Raw genomic sequence first — 20,687 nt, forward strand, 5'->3', positions numbered from 1 at the left:
ATGTCAATGAGTGAAACCAAGCTGCAACTTCAAGAACATGAAGGCGCTGTTTACGTGCTTACAGAAGCACAGCGAAGAATATGGTACATGGAGCTGCTGAATCCCCATACCACGGTAGCCACACTTAACAGCTTACTTACCATAAAGGGGACGATACAAGAGGAATTGATTCTGGAAGTGCTGCAAACTCTTGCACTTCGTCATGAAGCTTTGCGTATGCAATTGCTGTATAGGGAGGGGGAGGAGCCTCTCAGCTATATTGTGCGTTATAAACCATTTGACATTAATGTTGTGGATTTAAGAGAAAGTGAAGCTGAAGCATGGCGGGTAAACGTCGATTTTCTGTCGAGTCAGCCGTTCTCTCTTTTTGATTCCCCTTTATTTAAGTTCACCTTGCTTCGGACTGGAGAACAGGAAGCCAGATTGTTTTTGAGCATTCATCATATTATTGCCGACGGCTATTCGCTCAATTTGATAGGGAATGAAATCATTAGCGGCTATAGGGCCTTGCTTTGTCATGAGGAGCTTCCTAAGGAACCGGCGCCTGCTTGTACGGGGCTGCTGCAAAGTGAGGAACAATATTTGCAATCTTCTCGCTTTCTGAAAGATAAGGCCTTCTGGGACGAAGAGTTCAGCACGCTTCCCCCAATTACACGGATTGACTCCTCCCAAAGCGCGAGGCAGCTAGCGAGCAGTTCGGCAAGCTGTGTATATTATGAAATAGCTGCATCCGATGGCAACGTTATCCATGCCTTCTGTGAGGAACAGCAAGTTTCCCCATTTAACTTGTTCGTGGCTGCTCTTTGTCTGTATTTGTCGCGAATTTGCGGGGATGAGGAGATCGTGCTTGGAACGATGTATGCCAATCGGACATCGCGGGAACAGAAAGCGATGGTGGCGATGCTGGTCAGCACGACGCCTTTCCGTATGCGGCTGGATACTTCATGGTCGTTCGCAGATTTCCTGAAACAGGTGAAAAGCAAGCAAAGCGAGCTGATTCGGCATCAGAAATACCCGTTTAACCGGATTGTACCTGAGCTTCGCAACCAATTTGGTTTTACTGATGCGCTGCTACCTGTATTTTTCAATTACCATCCGATGGAGTGGGATGCGCTGCCTGCTGACGCACCTTTCCAATATGAGACGAAGCCGCTCGGAAATGATCATCAAGATAACGAATTGACGGTGCACATTCGCGAACATGTAAAAACAGGCGAAATGGCTATTCAAATCGATTATTTAACAGACCTGTTTGCACGCGAAGACATTGACCTTTTGATTCAACGCTTGCTGCATGTGATCAGAGAAGCCATAACAGATCCTTTGCAAGTGATAGGACGTTTTAACATTCTACCTCCTTGGGAGCTGCAGGACGTACTGAGCTCGTACAGCTTTGGACGACGGATTAAGCACCAACAAGAGCTTTTATTGCATGAAATGTTCGAGGCGCATGCTGCAAATACACCAGATCGTACCGCTGTTGCGGGATCTGACGGCTCGTCGCTGACCTACCGTCAATTGAATGAGCAAGCTAACAAATTGGCGAGAACACTGGGTCAACAAGGCATACGCCAAGGGGAGCCTGTGGCCATTTTGGGAACACGATCTCCGCTCATCGTGACCGCTGTTCTTGCTGTATTAAAAGCAGGCGGGGCTTTCGTTCCGCTGGATAATTCGCTGCCTGCTGAACGGCTGGCCTATATGGTGTCGGATAGCGAGGCGCGTATCCTGCTTACGGCAGATGATGTCATTATGGCTATTCCTGACGACTGCCAAGTCATTGATTTGAGACAAGAGGCAAGCTATGGCGAGGATGGAGCCAATTTGCTACATCATTGTTCTGCTGAACAGCTTGCGTATGTCATCTACACGTCTGGAACTACAGGCAGACCGAAGGGGGTTATGGTCGATCAATTCAGTTGGGCTGAAACAGCGAGGTCTTGGGGCCATGAATATAAGCTGGAAGTTATGGAGGTAAGGCTCCTGCAATTGGCGAGCTTTTCTTTTGACGTATTTGCTGGCGATTTGGCCAGAGCATGGCTCAGCGGAGGGCTGCTTGTCTTATGTTCGGATGAGGCTCGTCTCAGCTTGCCCCGTCTCCATGCCGCTATCGTCGAATACGGCATTACGCTGCTGGAGTCGACGCCAGCATTGCTTGTACCGCTGATGGATTATATATATGAAAATGATTTAAGTACGGGGCAACTGCGGTTGTTAATTATGGGCTCTGACCGCTTTCCTGCGAAAGACTTTCAGAGGGTGCACGAGCGTTTTGGCTCTGCCATGCGCATTCTCAACAGTTATGGGGTAACGGAAGCATGTATTGATGCGTCCTATTATGAAGTGGGGATGGGGGACATGCTGCCTCAGGAAGGAAGTATACCGATTGGTCGGCCGCTTCCTCATGTCAATCTTTACGTGCTAGGTCAGGGTGGAACCTTACAGCCCGTTGGCGTGCACGGGGAGCTGTGCATTGGCGGAGCCAGCGTAGCTCGGGGCTACCTGAACAGGCCGGAACTGACGGCCGAGCGTTTCGTTCCAGATCCATTCGTTGAATATGGGCGCATGTATCGCACAGGGGATCAGGCTTGCTGGCTGCCGGACGGAAATTTGCAGTTTCTCGGGCGCTTGGACGACCAGCTCAGTATTCGGGGCTATAGGGTCGAACCGGGCGAGATTGAAGCGCGTCTGCTAGAAATTGAATCCATCCGCGAGGCGGTTGTTGCTGTCATGCCAGATCGCCAGAGAGAGCTGGTGCTTTGCGCATATTACACAGCAGAAGCAGCGCTGGAAACGGCCGAACTGCGAGCATTTTTGTCTTCGATGCTGCCGGATTATATGGTGCCTGCTGTCTTTAAGAAACTGGAGAAGCTGCCTTTAACAACAAACGGCAAAGTGGATCGCAGAGCTTTGCCTGCACTGGATGAAATAGTTTCCTCCAAATTATACATACGTCCAGTTACAGATGCGCAGCAGCGGATGGCCGCGTTATGGCAGGAGGTGCTGGGTCAAGAGCGGATTGGGCTGGAAGACAATTTCTTTGATCTTGGAGGCCAATCGCTGAAAGCCATAACGCTGCTGACGCGCATCCATCAGGAATTTCAGATAGAGCTCGGCTTGCGGGACATTTTTCAGGCTGTAACGCTCAAAGATTTAACCGAGGCGGTCAGCTCAGCCACCGAATATATTTACGAGTCGCTTATGCCTGCGCCACATCAGCCGTATTACCCGCTGTCATCTGCGCAGAAACGGCTATTTATGCTGCAGCAATTGGATGCTTCGGGACTTAGCTACAATATGCCAGCTGTCTTGCATTTGGAAGGCCCGCTGGATATGCAGCAGATGGAGGCAACATTGGGCGTCCTTATCGCTCGGCACGACGCTTTACGCACTTCATTTACAGTTGTAGATGGAGAGCCTGTTCAGCATGTGCATCAGCAGGTTGTCTTCTCCCTTCTTTATGAGGAAGCAGAGGAAAAAGAGGCATACGAGCAAATTTCGACTTTCATCCAACCGTTTGACCTGGGCATGGCTCCGTTGCTGCGGGCAAAAATTGTACGTATTGGGGAGCAACGGCATCTGCTCTTGTTTGACATGCATCATATTATCTCGGATGGTATTTCTGTGCAAATTTTGACCGAAGAGCTAGCTGCAGCTTATGTCGGAGAAACGCTGGAGCCGCTACAGCTGCAATATAAAGACTACGCTGTATGGCAGCAAGCCTACAAGTACACACAAGATTACGCCAAGCAGGAAGCCTATTGGCTGGATCAGTTTGCCGGAGACGTGCCTGTGCTTCAGCTGCCGACCGACGATCCTCGCCCGGCTGTACGCAGTTTTAAAGGAAACCGTGTAGACGCCGAGCTTCAGGGCGAGCTTGCAACAGCGGTTCGGGAGCTGGCTCGCAAGAACGGTGCCACCGTATACATGGTGCTGCTAGCTGCATACAGCGCGCTGTTGTCGCGAATCAGCAGTCAAGAGGAGATCGTTGTAGGAACGCCCGTGGCAGGGCGTCAGCACGCGGATCTGTCAGGCATGTTAGGTATGTTTGTCAACACCTTGGCGCTTCGCATGTACCCGGAAGGCGACAAAACGTTTGCCGCCTATCTGCGCGAAGTGAAGCAGACGGCATTGTCTGCTTTTGAGCATGGGAATTACCCGTTTGAGGAATTGGCCCAGCGCATTGTTCAGCAGCGTGATCTAAGTCGCAATCCGCTCTTTGACGCGATGCTCGTTGTGGAGCATGCGGATCACGAGGAGTTTAAGCTTGCCAATGTCCATGTTACTCCGCACCCATTGGATTATACGGCAGCTAAGTTTGACTTGACACTCACTGTGACGGAGCGGGAGGACAGCTTCTCATTGAGATGGGAGTATGACTCCGCTTTGTTTGGACATCGTACGATAACACGCTGGAGCGATTGCTTCTATGAGCTGCTGGTTCAGGCTGCTGACTCACAGGACGCGAAGCTAGGAACATACGACATTGTAACGGGTCAGGAGAGAGAGCAGCTGTTAGGCCAATTTGCCGGGACTAAGAAAAACTATGGCCCAGCAACCTCGGTGCTAACCTTATTTGAGCAGCAAGCTATGCAAACTCCAGACCAACCGGCTGTCATTTGGGAAAAGGACGAGCTGAGCTATCGGCAGCTCAATGAGTGGGCAGAGCAGCTCGGTGCTGAGCTGCGGGGGCAGGGAGTGGGAGCGGACACGATTGTCGCTGTTATGACTCATCGTTCGTTAGAAATGGCGGTAGGCATACTGGCTGTCTTGAAAGCAGAGGGTGCCTACCTTCCGATCGATCCTGAATTTCCGATCGATCGCATCCGGTATATGCTAGGGGACAGCCGTCCTCAAGTGCTGCTTACGTTTAGAACGTATGAGCCTCTCGTCGCGGAGCTCCATCAGGACATTTCTGTTTTATATTTTGAGGACCACCCGCTACGGCAGATCCCAGTGAAGGCAGTGAAACGCTCGTTCGCTCCAGAACACTTGGCCTACGTCATCTACACATCGGGTACTACAGGGAAGTCTAAGGGCGTTATGATTGAACACGGCAGCTTGGCGAACACGATACAGTGGAAAAAACGCCATTATTCGTTTAGCCCGCAAGATAGAGCGTTGATGTTGAATCCTTTTATTTTTGATTCGTTTGTGACTCATTTTTTTTGGCCTATCGTTTCAGGAGCAGCCGTTGTTATTTTGAGTGATGAAGGCAGTAAAGATGCTTCAGCCATTCGCGAAGCGATCGTGAACCATCAAATTACCCATTTGCAAAGCCCTCCGAGCTTCTACTCTGCCTTGCTGGAAAGCATGATGCATAAGGATTGGCGCTCGGTGCGAAGTGCGGTAGTAGCCGGCGAGGCGGTTGGCCTGCCTTTAATTCGTCGACTGAAGGCTATGAATCCCGATATGCAGCTGATGAATGAATATGGTCCGACCGAAAATACCGTCGTGACGACAGCAGTGGAACTAACGGAAGAGACGGCTGTAACCATTGGGCGCCCCATACCGAATGCGCGGGTTTATATTTTAAATGCACAAGACATGCTGAATCCGCTCGGTGTACCGGGCGAACTTTGCATTGCCGGAGCCGGCTTGGCCCGGGGGTATATGAATCAACAGGAATTGACGGCATCCAAATTTACGGCTGATCCTTTCGTACAGGGCGAACGTATGTACCGAACAGGCGATTGGGGCCGGTGGTTGCCGGATGGCACGTTGGAGTATTTGGGACGAATGGATCATCAAGTGAAAATTCGGGGGAACCGGATTGAACTCGGCGACATTGAGGCGCATCTATTAACGCTTCCAGAAATGAATGAGGTAACCGTCACTGTGATCGAGGAATCAGAGGGCAACGCCAGTTTATGCGCTTATTTTGTAGCGGAGCGAGAATACGCAGTGAAGGAGCTAAGACAGCTGCTTGGCTTGGCATTGCCGTCTTATATGATGCCGTCTTATTTTGTTCAAATACCGCAAATGCCTTTGACTGCCAATGGCAAATTGGACCGCCGAGCGCTTCCGCTTCCTGACAGCAGCAATTTGACCAAAGATGGCAGCTACTTGGCTCCGAGGTCAGAGGCAGAACGAAAGATGATCGAAGTGTGGCAGGAAGTGCTGGGCGTACGTCCGATCGGGGTTCAGGATGATTTTTTTGAACGAGGAGGGCATTCGTTAAAGGCCACGTTTGTTGTTGCTCGCATGCAAAAAGAGCTTCAGGCCGACGTTACGCTGCGGGATCTGTTCCAATACCCGACCGTTGAGGCGATGACAGAAGTGATCGCATCCAGGTCAATGAAAAGATTTGTTGCTCTAGAGCTAGCGACGCAGATGGACTATTATCCACTTACGAGCGTGCAAAAAAGGCTATACGTGCTTCAACAAATGGAAGGAGCAGAAGTCAGCTACAACATGCCCGCCGTTCTGCGGATGGAAGGTATGCTGGACCCATTACGCTTTGAGTCCTCCTTGCAGCAGCTCATTTTGCGTCATGACGCGTTGCGAACATCCTTTGCATTCATCGACAACGAGCCCGTACAGCAAGTGCATGAGCATGTGCAGATAGCCGCAGCCTACCGGGAGGCGGAACAGCAGCAGCTTGATGCCGTAATCGCGGAGTTTGTACGTCCATTCGATCTTGGACAGGCTCCTTTGCTGCGCGTGGAGGTTGTGCGCGTGGAAGCACAGCTGCACTATGTGCTGCTCGACATGAACCATATGATCTCGGACGGCGTGTCAATGAGCATTTTTGTAGAAGAATTTACGAAACTGTATGCTGGAGAAAAATTGGAACCGCTGCGGCTGCAATACAAAGATTATGCCGTATGGCAGCAGAAATACGCCAAAAGTGCCGTGTATCTGGAGCAAGAGGGCTACTGGCTCCAGCATTTGGGCGGAAAACTGCCTGTGCTGCATCTTCCTGCTGATTACACACGTCCGGTTTTGCGCAGTTTTGCAGGGGACCGAGTCGATTTCAAGCTAGACAATGCGTTGTCGGAGGCGGTACAAAAGCTCGCGCTGGATAAAGGGGCCACCGTGTACATGGTGCTGCTGGCGGCGTACAGTACGTTCCTGTCGCGGCTGTCCAACCAGGATGAGATCATCATTGGTTCCCCTGTTGCTGGACGTCCGCATGCAGATTTGTCATCCATGATGGGGATGTTTGTTAATATGCTGCCTTTGCGTACATTCCCTTCAGGACCAAAGGGTTTTGCCCAATTTTTAGAGGAAATCAAACAAACGACACTGGATGCTTTAGTGCATGGGGATTATCCTTTGGAGGATTTTGTGAATCAGGTTGTCAGAGAGCGGGATATGAGCCGCAATCCGTTGTTCGATGCCGTATTTGTGCTGCAAAATACCGATTTGTTGCCCATTGCGCTACCTGACTTGAGCGTAGACTCGTATCCGTTTGCCGAAACATCGGCGAAGTTTGACCTCACGCTTCAGGTTAATGAGCATCCGGACGGCTACTACTGCTCCCTGGAGTTTTCCACGGCATTGTTTGCTCGTGAAACGATAGAGCGCTGGTGCCGCTATTTTACGGACATGCTGCATCATGTAGTCGCTGAGCCGGATACGCGGCTTGCCGAAGCGAGGTTGCTTCGTGAGCAAGAGCAACATGAACAGCTTTTGGCCTACAGCGGGCTACCTGTGTCGCCTGTGATGCAAGTGTCTATTACAGAGCGTTTTCAAGAAATCGTCCATCATCATCCCGAACGGCTGGCCGTTGTATGCGGCGAGCGGCAGCTTACGTACGGGGCGTTGCAGTACCAGTCCTTAGCTGTAGCCGGGAAGCTTATTAGAAAGGGGCTGCTGCCTCAAGCGGCTGTGGGCATTTTGGCTGAGCGCTCCATCGAGTTTGTTGTTGCAGTCATGGGCATTTTGCAGGCGGGCGGCGCTTACGTACCTTTGGACCCGGAGGCTCCGGATGACCGCCACATGTATATATTGAACGATAGTGGCGCGGATTGCTTGATCGTTGTTGGCGATTTGCGCGTGCCGGAACGGTATGAGGGATCGGTAATCAGGCTTGATGCTGATATGCTTCTGAAGGAAGCTCTGGGGGACAACGGGGAATCGCGCACAATCCGTAAAATTCGCAGCGATGATCCTGCCTATATTATGTACACCTCTGGCACAACAGGCAGTCCAAAAGGCGTGCTGGTCACACACGGCAATGTCGTCAACCTGGTGACAGGAGGCGGTTATGTGCCGTTTCATAGCGAGCATCGTTATGCGCAGACCGGCTCGGTCAGCTTTGATGCGGCAACATTTGAAATTTTTGGCGCGCTGCTTCATGGCGGAGCGCTGTACCCGGTAGAAAAAGACGTACTGCTGAGCGCGAGACGATTAGGACATTTTATTGCAGCAAACGGCATTACGGTCATGTTTTTGACAACATCGCTATTTCACCACTTGGTCAATGAGGAAGCGGGAATGTTTGCTGGGCTTCAGCATTTGATCATGGGTGGAGAAATATTGCTGCCGAAGCCTGTTCACGCTGTTCAGAAGGCTAGCCCGTCCATCACGATATGGAACGGATACGGGCCGACGGAGAACACTACGTTTTCGACTGCCTTCCCTCTCAGTGAGACGACCGGGATGACGAGCATTCCGATAGGACGGTCGATTGGCGGAACGACAGCCTACGTGCTTGGCGCTGGCAGTCAGATGCTTCCCGTTGGCGTACCGGGAGAGCTGCACCTCGGAGGTGCCGGTGTAGCCAAAGGCTACTGGAACCAGCCTGAGCTTACGAAGGAAAAATTCAAGCCTGATCCGTTTATTGAAGGTAAAACCATGTATGCAACAGGGGATTTGGCTCGCTGGCTGCCTGATGGCAATCTCGAATATATGGGACGAATCGATCAGCAGGTCAAAATTCGGGGATACCGGATTGAACTGAGCGAAATTGAAGCGCGTCTGCTGCTGCACGCCGATATTCGTCAAGCTTCAGTCATCATTCGGAAAGATACACCTGGAAACGAATTGCTTTGCGCTTATTATGTTAGCGACGGTGTGTTAGATCCTTCAAAATTGAGATATCAGCTGAGCACAGCTCTGCCTTTGTATATGGTTCCTGAGTATTACATCCACCTTACGGAACTGCCGCTTACGAGAAATGGGAAGCTGGATCGAGCGGCATTGCCTGCGCCTGCATACGATACAGCGGCAACTGCGCCATATGTTGCCCCTCGTACAACGACGGAAGCTCAACTAGCGGCAATTTGGGAGGACGTATTGCAGACTTCGCAAGTGGGAGCACGAGATAACTTTTTTGCACGGGGAGGGCACTCGCTAAGCGCGATGACGCTGGCATCGCGCATCCATCAAGTGATGAATGTGCGAGTGGAGATTCGTGACATCTTCCGTTTTTCGACCCTTGAAGCGCTGGCGCTCAGTGTAGAGGAGCGAGCGAAAGACCTATTTGAGGGTTTGCAGCCTTCGGCTCCGCGTGACTACTATCCGCTGTCTTCCGCGCAAAAGCGGATGTACGTGCTGCACCAGCTTGAAGGTGCGGAAATGAGCTATAACATGCCTGCGGCTCTGCTATTCAATGGACGGGTGGAGTTTGCCCGATTGGAACGCGCTTTTAAGGAGCTTATCGCCCGCCACGAAGTGCTGCGGACCAGTTTTGATATGCTTGATGGCGAGCCCGTTCAAAAAATTACCTCAGAGGTTGATTTCAATTTGGCTTACGGGGAAGCCGGAGACAGACCAATTGAAGAAATGATTCGGGCGTTCATGCGTCCTTTCGATTTGGGCCTGGCTCCGCTGCTGCGCATTCAATTGACGAAGCTGACCGATACGCAGCATCTGCTGCTGTTTGATATGCATCACATCATCTCTGACGGGACTTCAATAAGCCTTTTCATCGAGGAGATGACAAGGCTGTACGCTGGCAAGCGTTTAGAGCCACTATCCCTTCATTACAAGGATTACGCGGTATGGCATGCATTTAACAAACACTCGGAAACGTATGTCAAGCAAAAAGAATATTGGGTACAGCAGCTTGGCGGCGAGGTCCCGATTCTTCATTTGCCGTCGGATTTCCCCCGTCCAGCTATAAAAAGCTTTGCGGGAAGTCGGCTGGATTTTGTTATAGATGCAAAATTGAGCACGCAAGTAAAACAACTGGCACAAGACACAGGGACTACTTTATTTATGGTATTGCTTGCTGCTTACAACGTGTTCCTAGCGAAAATTTCAGGTCAAGATGACATTATTGTGGGCACGCCGATTGCCGGTCGTCCTCATGTTGACCTGTCCGATATGATGGGGATGTTTGTGAACACGTTAGCCATTAGATCAATGCCGTCTGTAGACAAAACATTCAGGGACTACTTGGAGGAAATCAAGCAAGTTTCTTTGGGAGCGTTTGAACATGCGGACTACCCGTTTGAGGAAATTGTCGATCAAGTCGTTCAACACCGGGATGTGAGCCGGAATCCGGTCTTTGATGCGATGTTCGCTCTGCAAAATATGAAACGATCTGTTCTGCATATGTCAGATGTCGAGATCCTTCCTGTCCCAATGGAAAACCCGACGGCAAAATTCGATTTGTCTTTGTTTGTCAACGAGTCCGCAGATGAGTTGCATGGCAGCATGGAGTATGCGACATCGCTGTTTGAGGCGGGTACCATTGAACGTTGGAAAGATCATTTTATCGCACTGCTTCGGCATACCGTGGCTGCGCCGGACGTCATGCTCGGCAAGGCGAACTTGCTTAATGAACAAGATTTGATGACTCTGCATCGGTGGATGGACGGGCCTGTGAAGAAGCTCGAAGACACAAATGTGCATCAGTTATTTCAAAAGCAGGCGGAGAAAACACCGGAAGCGGCTGCGCTCGTATTTGGCGACACCATGCTTACTTACGGGGAACTTGACCGTTTATCGGATCAAATGGCTGCTGCTCTGCGACAAGAGCAGATCGGCGGCGGAAGCATTGTAGGGCTAATGGCTCTACGCTCTCCCAAAATGATTATCGGTTTGCTTGGCATTTTGAAAACGGGAGCGGCCTTCCTTCCGATTGATCCTTCCTACCCTGAGGAACGAATTTCGTTCATACTGGAAGATTCTAAAGTCTCTTGCCTGCTGGTGGATTCGGATTCCGCCCAAACGCATGATTGCCTTGTCCGTCGCAGCAAAACGAGAATCATCGAACAGCTTCTTGCTACAATAAGCTCCAGCGATACAAGTGAGGTTTCACATGAGCAGCTTCAGAGTCCGGCAGCGACCGAAAGCAGCCGATTGCTCTACGTCATCTATACGTCGGGTACGACAGGCAATCCGAAAGGTGTCATGCTTGAACACGGTAACCTCATCAACTTGATTATGCATCAATATGAGCATACTTACATTCCGTTTGACAAGGATGTGTTGCAGTATGCTTCGTATAGCTTTGATGTGAGCTATCAAGAAATTTTCTCGACTTTGCTTGCCGGAGGAACGCTGCACTTGATCGAGGAGGAGATGCGCCAAAATGCAACTGCGCTTTTCCGTTATGTGGAGGATCGCGGCATTCAGACCTTGCTCCTGCCTTCGTCGTTTGTCAAATTCGTCTGGAACGATCCTACTTATGAATCGGTATGGCCGAAGTGCGTGAAGCATTTGATTACAGCGGGAGAGGCGCTAATTGTTGGTCATACACTACAGCAATTTTTGCGAGAGCAAGGCGTAACGCTGCACAATCATTACGGTCCTTCCGAGACGCATGTGGCTACGACGTATACGATAATGCCGAAAGAGCCGATGGCTGCGCTACCTCCGATTGGTAGACCGATTAGCAATTCGTCTGTTTATATTGTCGATTCTCTGGGACAGCTGCAACCGATCAACGTAGCTGGCGAGCTGTATATTGGGGGAGCTTGTGTCGGCAGAGGTTACCTGCATCAGCCGGATTTGACAAGTGAGAAGTTCCTTTCCAATCCATGGTCACCCGGAACCCGGATGTATCGAACTGGGGATAAGGCCCGCTGGTTGGCCGACGGAAACATTGAGTATTTAGGCCGTATCGATCATCAGGTTAAAATTAGAGGATACCGAATCGAACCGGGCGAGATCGAAACCAAGCTGCTGGAGTTGGACGGGATTCGAGAGGCTGCTGTAATTGCGCTGCAAGATGAACGCGGCAGCAATGAGCTGTGCGCTTATGTGGCAGGTGAGCGTGAATATACATTTGCTGAGCTGCGTGCAGCGCTTAGAACGATCTTGCCGGAATATATGATACCGGCCTATTTCGTGCAGCTTGCAGAGCTGCCGGTTACGCGTAACGGCAAAATTGACCTTAGAGCGCTGCCGAAGCCGACAGAAAATTTGGCGAAAGGCGATTATGTCTCGCCACGGACACTAGTAGAAACAAAGCTGGCTCTGCTGTGGCAGGAGGTGCTGGGGCTTGAGCGCGTCGGCATTCGCGACAACTTCTTCGAGCTTGGCGGCCATTCGCTCCGAGCAATGACGCTCGTATCGCGCATTCATCAGGTATTGGAGACCGAGGTTCCCCTGCGGCAGTTATTCCTTTCGCCTACGGTCGAAGGCTTGGCGGCCGTACTAGAAACAGCCGACGAGCGCGAATTTGAAGCGCTGGTGCCCGTGAAGGTTCAGGAGGCGTATCCGCTGTCCTCAGCGCAAAAGCGCCTGTACATTTTACAGCAGCTGGAGGGAGCCGAGCTTAGTTACAACATGCCAGTCGCTCTGCGTCTGGCAGGACCGCTGGATCGTCAGCGGCTGGAAAGGGCACTGCAAGCGCTGGTGGCCCGCCACGAATCGCTGCGGACAGGGTTCGCAGTAGTGGACGGGGAGCCGATGCAGCGTATTATGGCGTCTCCCGTGTTCTCGGTAACTTACGAGGAGGCGACGGAGGAGGAAGCACAGGAGCGCGTTCGCACCTTCCTTCGTCCGTTTGACCTCAGCGAAGCGCCGCTGCTGCGGACGACGGTGGTGCGTGTGGACGAAGCGAATCATATGCTATTGTTCGACATGCATCATATTATTTCCGACGGCACGTCAATGAGTATATTTGTCCAGGAGTTTACGAAGCTGTACGGAGGAGAAGAACTGGAGCCGCTGCGTTTGCAGTATAAAGATTATGCGGTGTGGCAGCAAAGCTACCGGGAAAGCGCGTCTTATCGGGAGATGGAGCGCTACTGGCTGGAGCAGTTTGCCGGGGAGCTGCCGGTGCTGAGCCTGCCGCTGGATTATCCGCTTCCGGCGTTGCGCAGCTTCGAGGGAGCGCACGTAGAATTCGAGCTGGACAGCGAGCTGTCAGCAGCGCTGCGGGAGCTGGCCCGAGCGAATGGAGCGACGGTGTATATGGTGCTGCTGGCGGCGTACAGCGCGTTGCTGGGCCGGTTAAGCGGTCAGGAAGAGCTGATCGTGGGTACGCCGATTGCGGGACGTTCGCATGCTGACTTGCAGGGCATGCTGGGGATGTTTGTGAACACGCTGGCGCTGCGGGTAAGCCCGTCGGGTGAAAAGTCGTTCTCCGCCTACTTGCAGGAAGTGAAGCAGACGGCGCTAAGCGCCTTCGAACACGGGGACTACCCGTTCGAGGAATTGGTGGAGCAGGTGGTCAGGCAGCGAGATTTGAGCCGCAATCCGCTTTTTGATGCGATGCTGGTGTTGCAAAACACGGAGCAATCGGAGCTGGAGCTGGCAGATTTGCAATGGACGCCGTACCCATTAGAAAGCGGAGCGGCGAAATTCGATCTGACGCTGTCGGTGAGTGAAGAGGAGCAGGGCATGCGATGCACGCTGGAATACGCGGTGAAGCTGTTTGAGCAGGGTACGATAGAGCGCTGGGTGGGTCATTTTACAGAGCTGCTGCGTCAAGTGACCCGTGATTCGCATACAACGCTGGGAAGCATGGACTTGCTGACGGCAGGTCAGCGGGAGCAGTTGCTGGTGCACTTCAACGCTACGGAGCTGGAGCTCCCTGAGAACGCGACGGTGCACGGGCTATTCGAGCAGCAGGCTGCGCGAACGCCGGGACATCCGGCGCTGGTGAGTGGACTGTCCGTGTGGACGTACGGCGAGCTGGACGGACAAGCCAACCGCATCGCGGGCTGGCTGCGCGCGCATGGCGTGAGCAGCGAAGACCGGGTTGGTGTGCTGCTGTCCCGTTCGCCTTGGCTGATCGCGGGTCTGCTGGGGATTATGAAAGCCGGTGCGGCCTATGTGCCACTGGATCCGGCGCTGCCAGCCGGCCGCATGGAAGGGATGGTTCGAGATGCTGGAATTGGCATTCTCTTAAGCGAAGAAGCCCAGCGGGAAACGGTGGCGGGCTGGGTAGAAACCCCGCTGCGTCAGGTGCTGTGTCTGGAGGAGCAGGGCTCTGACGGACAGCAGAAGGCTTCAGGACAGCAGGAGGAGCATGCCTCAGATAGACAGCAGAAGGAGCAGGCTTCGCAGGTGAGGTTCAGCTCTGTGGAGGAACTGAAAGCTTATTCCTCAGCATCAACGGAGGTGGAGACCCGCGCTGAAGGCAGCGCGTATGTCATCTACACCTCGGGGACGACCGGCACGCCGAAAGGCGTGGTGGTGGAGCATCGGAACGTGGTCAACTTTATGACGGGGATGGTGGAAGCTCTGCCCTTTGCGCGATCTGCGACCATGCTCAGTGTGACGACGGTGTCCTTCGACATCTTCGTGACGGAGAGCTGGGTACCGCTGAGCTGCGGCATGCAGGTGCTGCTGGCGAGCGAAGCGGAGCAGCAGGACCCCGCGCAGCTGGCTGCGCTGCTCACGAAGCATCCGGCCCAGGTGATGCAGACGACACCTTCCCGTCTGGTGATGCTGCTGGAGGATGCGCGCAGTGCAGCTGCGCTGCGTCCTATGCAGGCGCTACTGATTGGCGGGGAGCCCTTCCCTGCGACGCTGGAAAGCCAATTGCGCAGTCAAACGGAGGCGGAGCTGTACAATATGTACGGGCCGACGGAAACGACGGTCTGGTCGACGTTTGAACACCTGAGAGAAGCGAGCGAAGGAGGAAAAATGAGCATCGGCCGTCCACTGGCCAATACGCAGGTGTATGTGCTGAACGAGGCGCTGCAGGTGCAGCCGATCGGAGCGGTGGGAGAGCTGTGCATCGGAGGAGCCGGAGTAGCTCGAGGCTACTGGGCCCGCGAGGAACTGACGAATGAGCGGTTTGTCGGGCATCCGTTTGTGCCCGAGGAGCGGATGTACCGAACCGGCGATTTAGCCAGGTGGCTGCCGGATGGTCGACTGGAGCATATGGGCCGGATGGACCATCAGGTGAAGATACGGGGTTACCGGATCGAGCTGGGTGAAGTGGAAGCGCATCTGCTGCAAATCGAAGGGGTAAAAGAAGCGGTGGTGACGGTGATCGCTGGAGAAAGAGAGACGGACGCAGCGGAGTTATGCGCGTATGTGACCGTGACAGGCAGCAGCGAGCTGGGAGCGAAGGAGATGCGAAGCAAGCTGGCCGAGGGACTTCCCTCGTATATGCTCCCAACGCACATCATATCTCTGCCTGAGATGCCGCTAACACCTAACGGGAAGCTGGATCGCAAGGCGCTGCCGAAGCCGGAAGTCGGGGGGCAGAGCGAAGTGGCGTATGTCGCGCCACGAACACCAGTCGAAGCGGAAGTCGCGCGGCTGTGGGAGGAGGTACTGGGGCTTGAACGCGTCGGCATTCGCGACAACTTCTTTGCGCTTGGCGGCCATTCGCTCCGGGCGATGACGCTGGTATCGCGTATGCATCAGGCCTTGGAGACGGAGGTGCCGTTAAGAGAAGTGTTTCTCTATCCGACCGTTGAAGAACTGGCAGCGGTGATTAGCGTACGGGAACAGAAGGCGTATGCGGCCATTCCCCGAGTGGAAGCCAGAGACTACTATCCGCTGTCCTCGGCGCAAAAACGGATGTACATTTTACAGCAGCTTGAAGAAGCGGGGAAAAGCTACAATATGCCGGGGATGCTGCTGCTGGAAGGCGAGCTGAACCGAGCGCGTTTTGAAGCAGCGTTCGGGCTTCTGATTGCCCGTCACGAAACGCTGCGTACCGCTTTTGAGCTGGTACAGGGCGAACCGATGCAGCGGGTAAAGGAAGCCGTTGACTTTGAGGTTGCCTATGTAGGAGTGGCAAGCAAGGAGGAGGTCGAAGCTCGTGTGCGCGATTTCGTGCAGCCGTTTGACCTCAGCGAGGCGCCGCTGCTGCGGGTCGAATTAATCGAATGGGCGGAAGAGCGCTATGTGCTGCTGCTGGATATGCATCACATCATTTCCGATGGCGCGTCGATGGATATTTTGGTGGAGGAATTCGCCCGTTTATATCGGGAGGAGAAGCTGCCTGAGCTGCGGATTCAGTACAAGGATTATGCGGTTTGGCAGCAGTCTGAGGCCAATAAAGAACAAATGAAGGAGCATGAAGCTTACTGGCTGAAAGCCTTGGCTGGAGAATTGCCCGTGCTGGAGCTGCCGACGGACGCAGCACGTCCAGCGGTGAGACAGTCCGATGGAGCCGCGTTTGACTTCGAGCTCGATTCGCATCAGAGGGATGCGTTGCACGAGCTTGCTGCTCAGCATGGATCGACGCTGTATATGGTACTGCTCGCGGCGTATACGATTTTGCTGCATAAATACTCCGGGCAAGAAGACATTATTGTCGGTACGCCGATTGCAAGCAGAACGCATCCGGACATAGAGCCGCTAATTGGAATGTTCGTCAATACCCTCGCGATCCGCACATATCCGCACGGCAGCATGCCGTTTTTGAGCTATTTGCAGGAAATGAAGGAAACGGCGCTCGGAGCGTATGAGCATCAGGACTACTTGTTTGAACAATTGGTAGAAAACGTGCAAGTTAATCGTGATTTAAGCCGCAATCCAGTGTTTGACGCCATGTTTGTCCTGCAAAATACAGAAAACACAGGCATTCGTATGGAAGGGCTTGAACTAAAGCCATATCAGAGCGAATACACCATAGCTAAATTCGACCTTGTTCTGGATGTTCGGGAAGAAAGCAACGGACTATCCTGCAACCTACAGTACGCAACAGCTTTGTTCAATAGGGAAACGGCGCAGCGGATGGCGAAGCATTTTGCTCATTTGGTAGACAGCATTATTGAAGCACCTGAAGCAGAAATTGCCGATCTGAGCATGCTGAGCAGTAAGGAGCTGGCACAGATTTTGCACGGTTTCAACGATACAACAGCGGAGTATCAGCGGGAGAAGACGATTCAGCAGCTGTTTGAGGAGCAGGCGCAGCAAAATCCGAATGCTGTAGCCGTTCGGTTTGAGCAGGAGCAGTTGACGTATCGGGCGTTGAACGAACGAGCCAATCGCTTGGCCCGAACACTGAGGGCTGCGGGTGTGAAGCCTGATCAATTGGTGGGCATTATGGCCGAGCGCTCGCTGGAAATGGCCGTTGGCTTGATGGCGATTTTAAAAGCAGGGGGCGCATATGTGCCGATTGATCCAGACTATCCGCAGGAGCGAATCAGCTACATGCTGGAAGACTCCGGGACGCAGGTGCTGTTGGTTCAGGAGCATCGGCAGCAGCAAGCTGTGTTTGAAGGCACGGTCATTTTGCTTGATCACGAGCAGTCTTATCATGAAGATGGGGCCAATCTGGAATCCGTCAATGTGCCGAGCAATGCGGCCTACGTCATCTACACATCGGGGACGACAGGCAAGCCGAAAGGAACCTTGATCGAGCATAAAAATGTTGTGCGGCTGCTGTTCAACAGCAAAAACTTGTTTGATTTCGGCCCGTCGGATACGTGGACGCTGTTCCACTCGTTCTGCTTTGACTTCTCGGTATGGGAGATGTATGGGGCTTTGCTGTACGGCGGGAAATTGGTCATCGTGCCGTCGCTGGCGGCAAAAAATCCGGCGCAGTTTCTGCGATTGCTTGCTGAGCAGCAAGTGACGATTTTGAACCAGACACCAACCTATTTCTACCAATTGCTGCGTGAAGCGCTGGCAGAGGAAGCGCCGATGCTGAGCGTTCGCAAGGTCATTTTTGGCGGTGAGGCATTAAGCCCGCAACTATTAAAAAACTGGAGAGCGAAATATCAGGCGACGCAGCTGATCAATATGTACGGCATTACGGAAACGACGGTACATGTCACGTATAAAGAGATTACCGAGGTAGAGATTGAGCAGGCGAAAAGCAATATCGGCCGTCCGATTCCTACGTTAAAAGTATACGTGCTGGATGCAAAGCGCAATTGCGTGCCTGTTGGTGTAACTGGGGAAATGTATGTAGCTGGCGAAGGGCTGGCGCGTCTGTATTTGAACCGTCCTGATTTGACAAATGAGAAGTTTGTTGACAATCCTTTTGATGCTGGCGCAAAAATGTACCGTTCCGGAGATTTGGCAAGATGGCTGCCAGATGGCAGCATCGAGTATTTGGGCCGAATCGACCATCAAGTGAAAATTCGCGGGTACCGTATTGAGCTTGGCGAAATCGAATCGCAGTTGACCAAGGTGGAAGCGGTGCAGGAGGCAATCGTTCTCGCTTGCGAGGATGGAGGCGGAGAGAAGCATCTTTGCGCGTATTTTGTAGCAGATCAGCTGTATGCGGTAAACGAGATAAGGAGCCTGCTATCGCAAGAGCTGCCGGGGTACATGATTCCGTCGTACTTTGTGCAGATGGATCGGATGCCGCTGACATCGAACGGAAAAATTGACCGCAAAGCGCTGCCAGCGCCTGAAGGCAGATTGCAAACAGGAGAGGAGCTTGTCGAGCCGCGCACGTCGCAGGAAGCGGAGCTTGCGGAAATTTGGCGGGAAGTGCTCAGGCTGGAGCGAGTTGGTGTAAAGGACAATTTCTTCGAGCTTGGAGGCCACTCTTTAAGGGCAGCAACGCTGGTAAGCATGGTGCGTAAAGTGATGAATGTGGACCTCCCGCTGCGGGATGTATTCCAATACGCTACCATTGAACAGATGGCGTATGCGATTGGTAAGCTGGAACAAGCTTCTTACAGCTTCATTCCTTCCATTATTGAAGAAAACGAATTTTATCCACTGTCCTCAGCGCAAAAGCGTCTGTACATTTTACAGCAGCTGGAGGGAGCCGAGCTTAGTTACAACATGCCAGTCGCCCTGCGTCTGGCAGGACCGCTGGATCGTCAGCGGCTGGAAAGGGCACTGCAAGCGCTGGTGGCCCGCCACGAATCGCTGCGGACAGGGTTCGCAGTAGTGGACGGGGAGCCGATGCAGCGTATTATGGCGTCTCCCGTGTTCTCGGTAACTTACGAGGAGGCGACAGAGGAGGAAGCACAGGAGCGCGCTCGCACCTTCCTTCGTCCGTTTGACCTCAGCGAAGCGCCGCTGCTGCGGACGACGGTGGTGCGTGTGGGCGAAGCGAATCATTTGCTGCTGTTCGATATGCATCATATTATTTCCGACGGCACGTCGATGAGTATATTTGTCCAGGAGTTTACGAAGCTGTACGAAGGAGAAAAGCTGGAGCCGCTGCGTTTGCAGTATAAAGATTATGCGGTGTGGCAGCAAAGCTACCGGGAAAGCGCGTCTTATCGGGAGATGGAGCGCTACTGGCTGGAGCAGTTCGCCGGGGAGCTGCCGGTGCTGAGCCTGCCGCTGGATTATCCGCTTCCGGCGTTGCGCAGCTTCGAGGGAGCGTACGTAGAATTCGAGCTGGACAGCGAGCTGTCAGCAGCGCTACGGGAGCTGGCCCGGGCGAATGGAGCGACGTTGTATATGGTGCTGCTGGCGGCGTACAGCGCCTTGCTGGGTCGGTTAAGCGGTCAGGAAGAGCTGATCGTGGGCACGCCAATTGCGGGACGCTCGCATGCTGACTTGCAGGGCATGCTGGGGATGTTCGTGAACACGCTGGCGCTGCGACTAAGCCCGTCGGGTGAAAAACCGTTCTCCGCCTACTTGCAGGAAGTGAAGCAGACGGCGCTAAGCGCCTTCGAACACGGGGACTATCCGTTCGAGGAACTGGTGGAGCAGGTGGTCAGGCAGCGAGATTTGAGCCGCAATCCGCTTTTTGATGCGATGCTGGTGTTGCAAAACACGGAGCAATCGGAGCTGGAGCTGGCAGATTTGCAATGGACGCCGTACCCATTAGAAAGCGGAGCGGCGAAATTCGATCTGACGCTGTCGGTAAGTGAAGAGGAGCAGGGCATGCGATGCACGCTGGAATACGCGGTGAAGCTGTTTGAGCAGGGCACGATAGAGCGCTGGGTGGGTCATTTTACAGAGCTGCTGCGTCAAGTGACCCGCGATTCGCATACAACACTGGGAAGCATGGACTTGCTGACGGCAGGTCAGCGGGAGCAGTTGCTGGTGCATTTTAACGATACAGGGGCAGAAGCGCTGCTTGAGCAGCCATCGACACTGCATGCGCTGTTTGAGGAGCAAGCGGCGAAGACGCCGGAACGTGTCGCAGTCGTTTACGGGGATGAGGCCTTGACCTATCAAGAGCTGAACGAACGCAGCAGCAGGATGGCGCATCATTTGCTTAAGCGCGGCGTAGCGCCAGCAGATGTCGTTGCCATCATGCCAGAGCGTTCCGTGGAACTGATCATTGGCATCCTTGGCATTTTGAAAACGGGCGCTGCTTATGTGCCGATTGATCCCGATTATCCGGCAGAACGGATTCATTTTATGCTGGAGGACAGCAGAGCTCGTTTTTGCCTGACGAATCAAGCACACCTTCATCAAATTAAACAATCAGCAGTGGAGGTTCTTCT

1 protein-coding gene (running past one end of the window) is annotated in these 20,687 nt (G+C 53.1%); it reads left to right on the forward strand.

The genetic code is table 11. The annotated features are described in order from the left end of the window. Window positions 1-20,687, forward strand: partial view of a non-ribosomal peptide synthase/polyketide synthase gene (locus MHB80_RS13650; RefSeq protein ID WP_341282629.1) — the 5' portion only. Its footprint extends 20,755 nt past the window's final position; 20,687 of the gene's 41,442 nt are visible here — the first part of the coding sequence; the start codon lies at window positions 1-3; the stop codon falls past the right edge of the window.

Source organism: Paenibacillus sp. FSL H8-0537 (assembly GCF_038051995.1).
In the GTDB taxonomy this organism is placed as follows: Bacteria; Bacillota; Bacilli; order Paenibacillales; family Paenibacillaceae; genus Pristimantibacillus.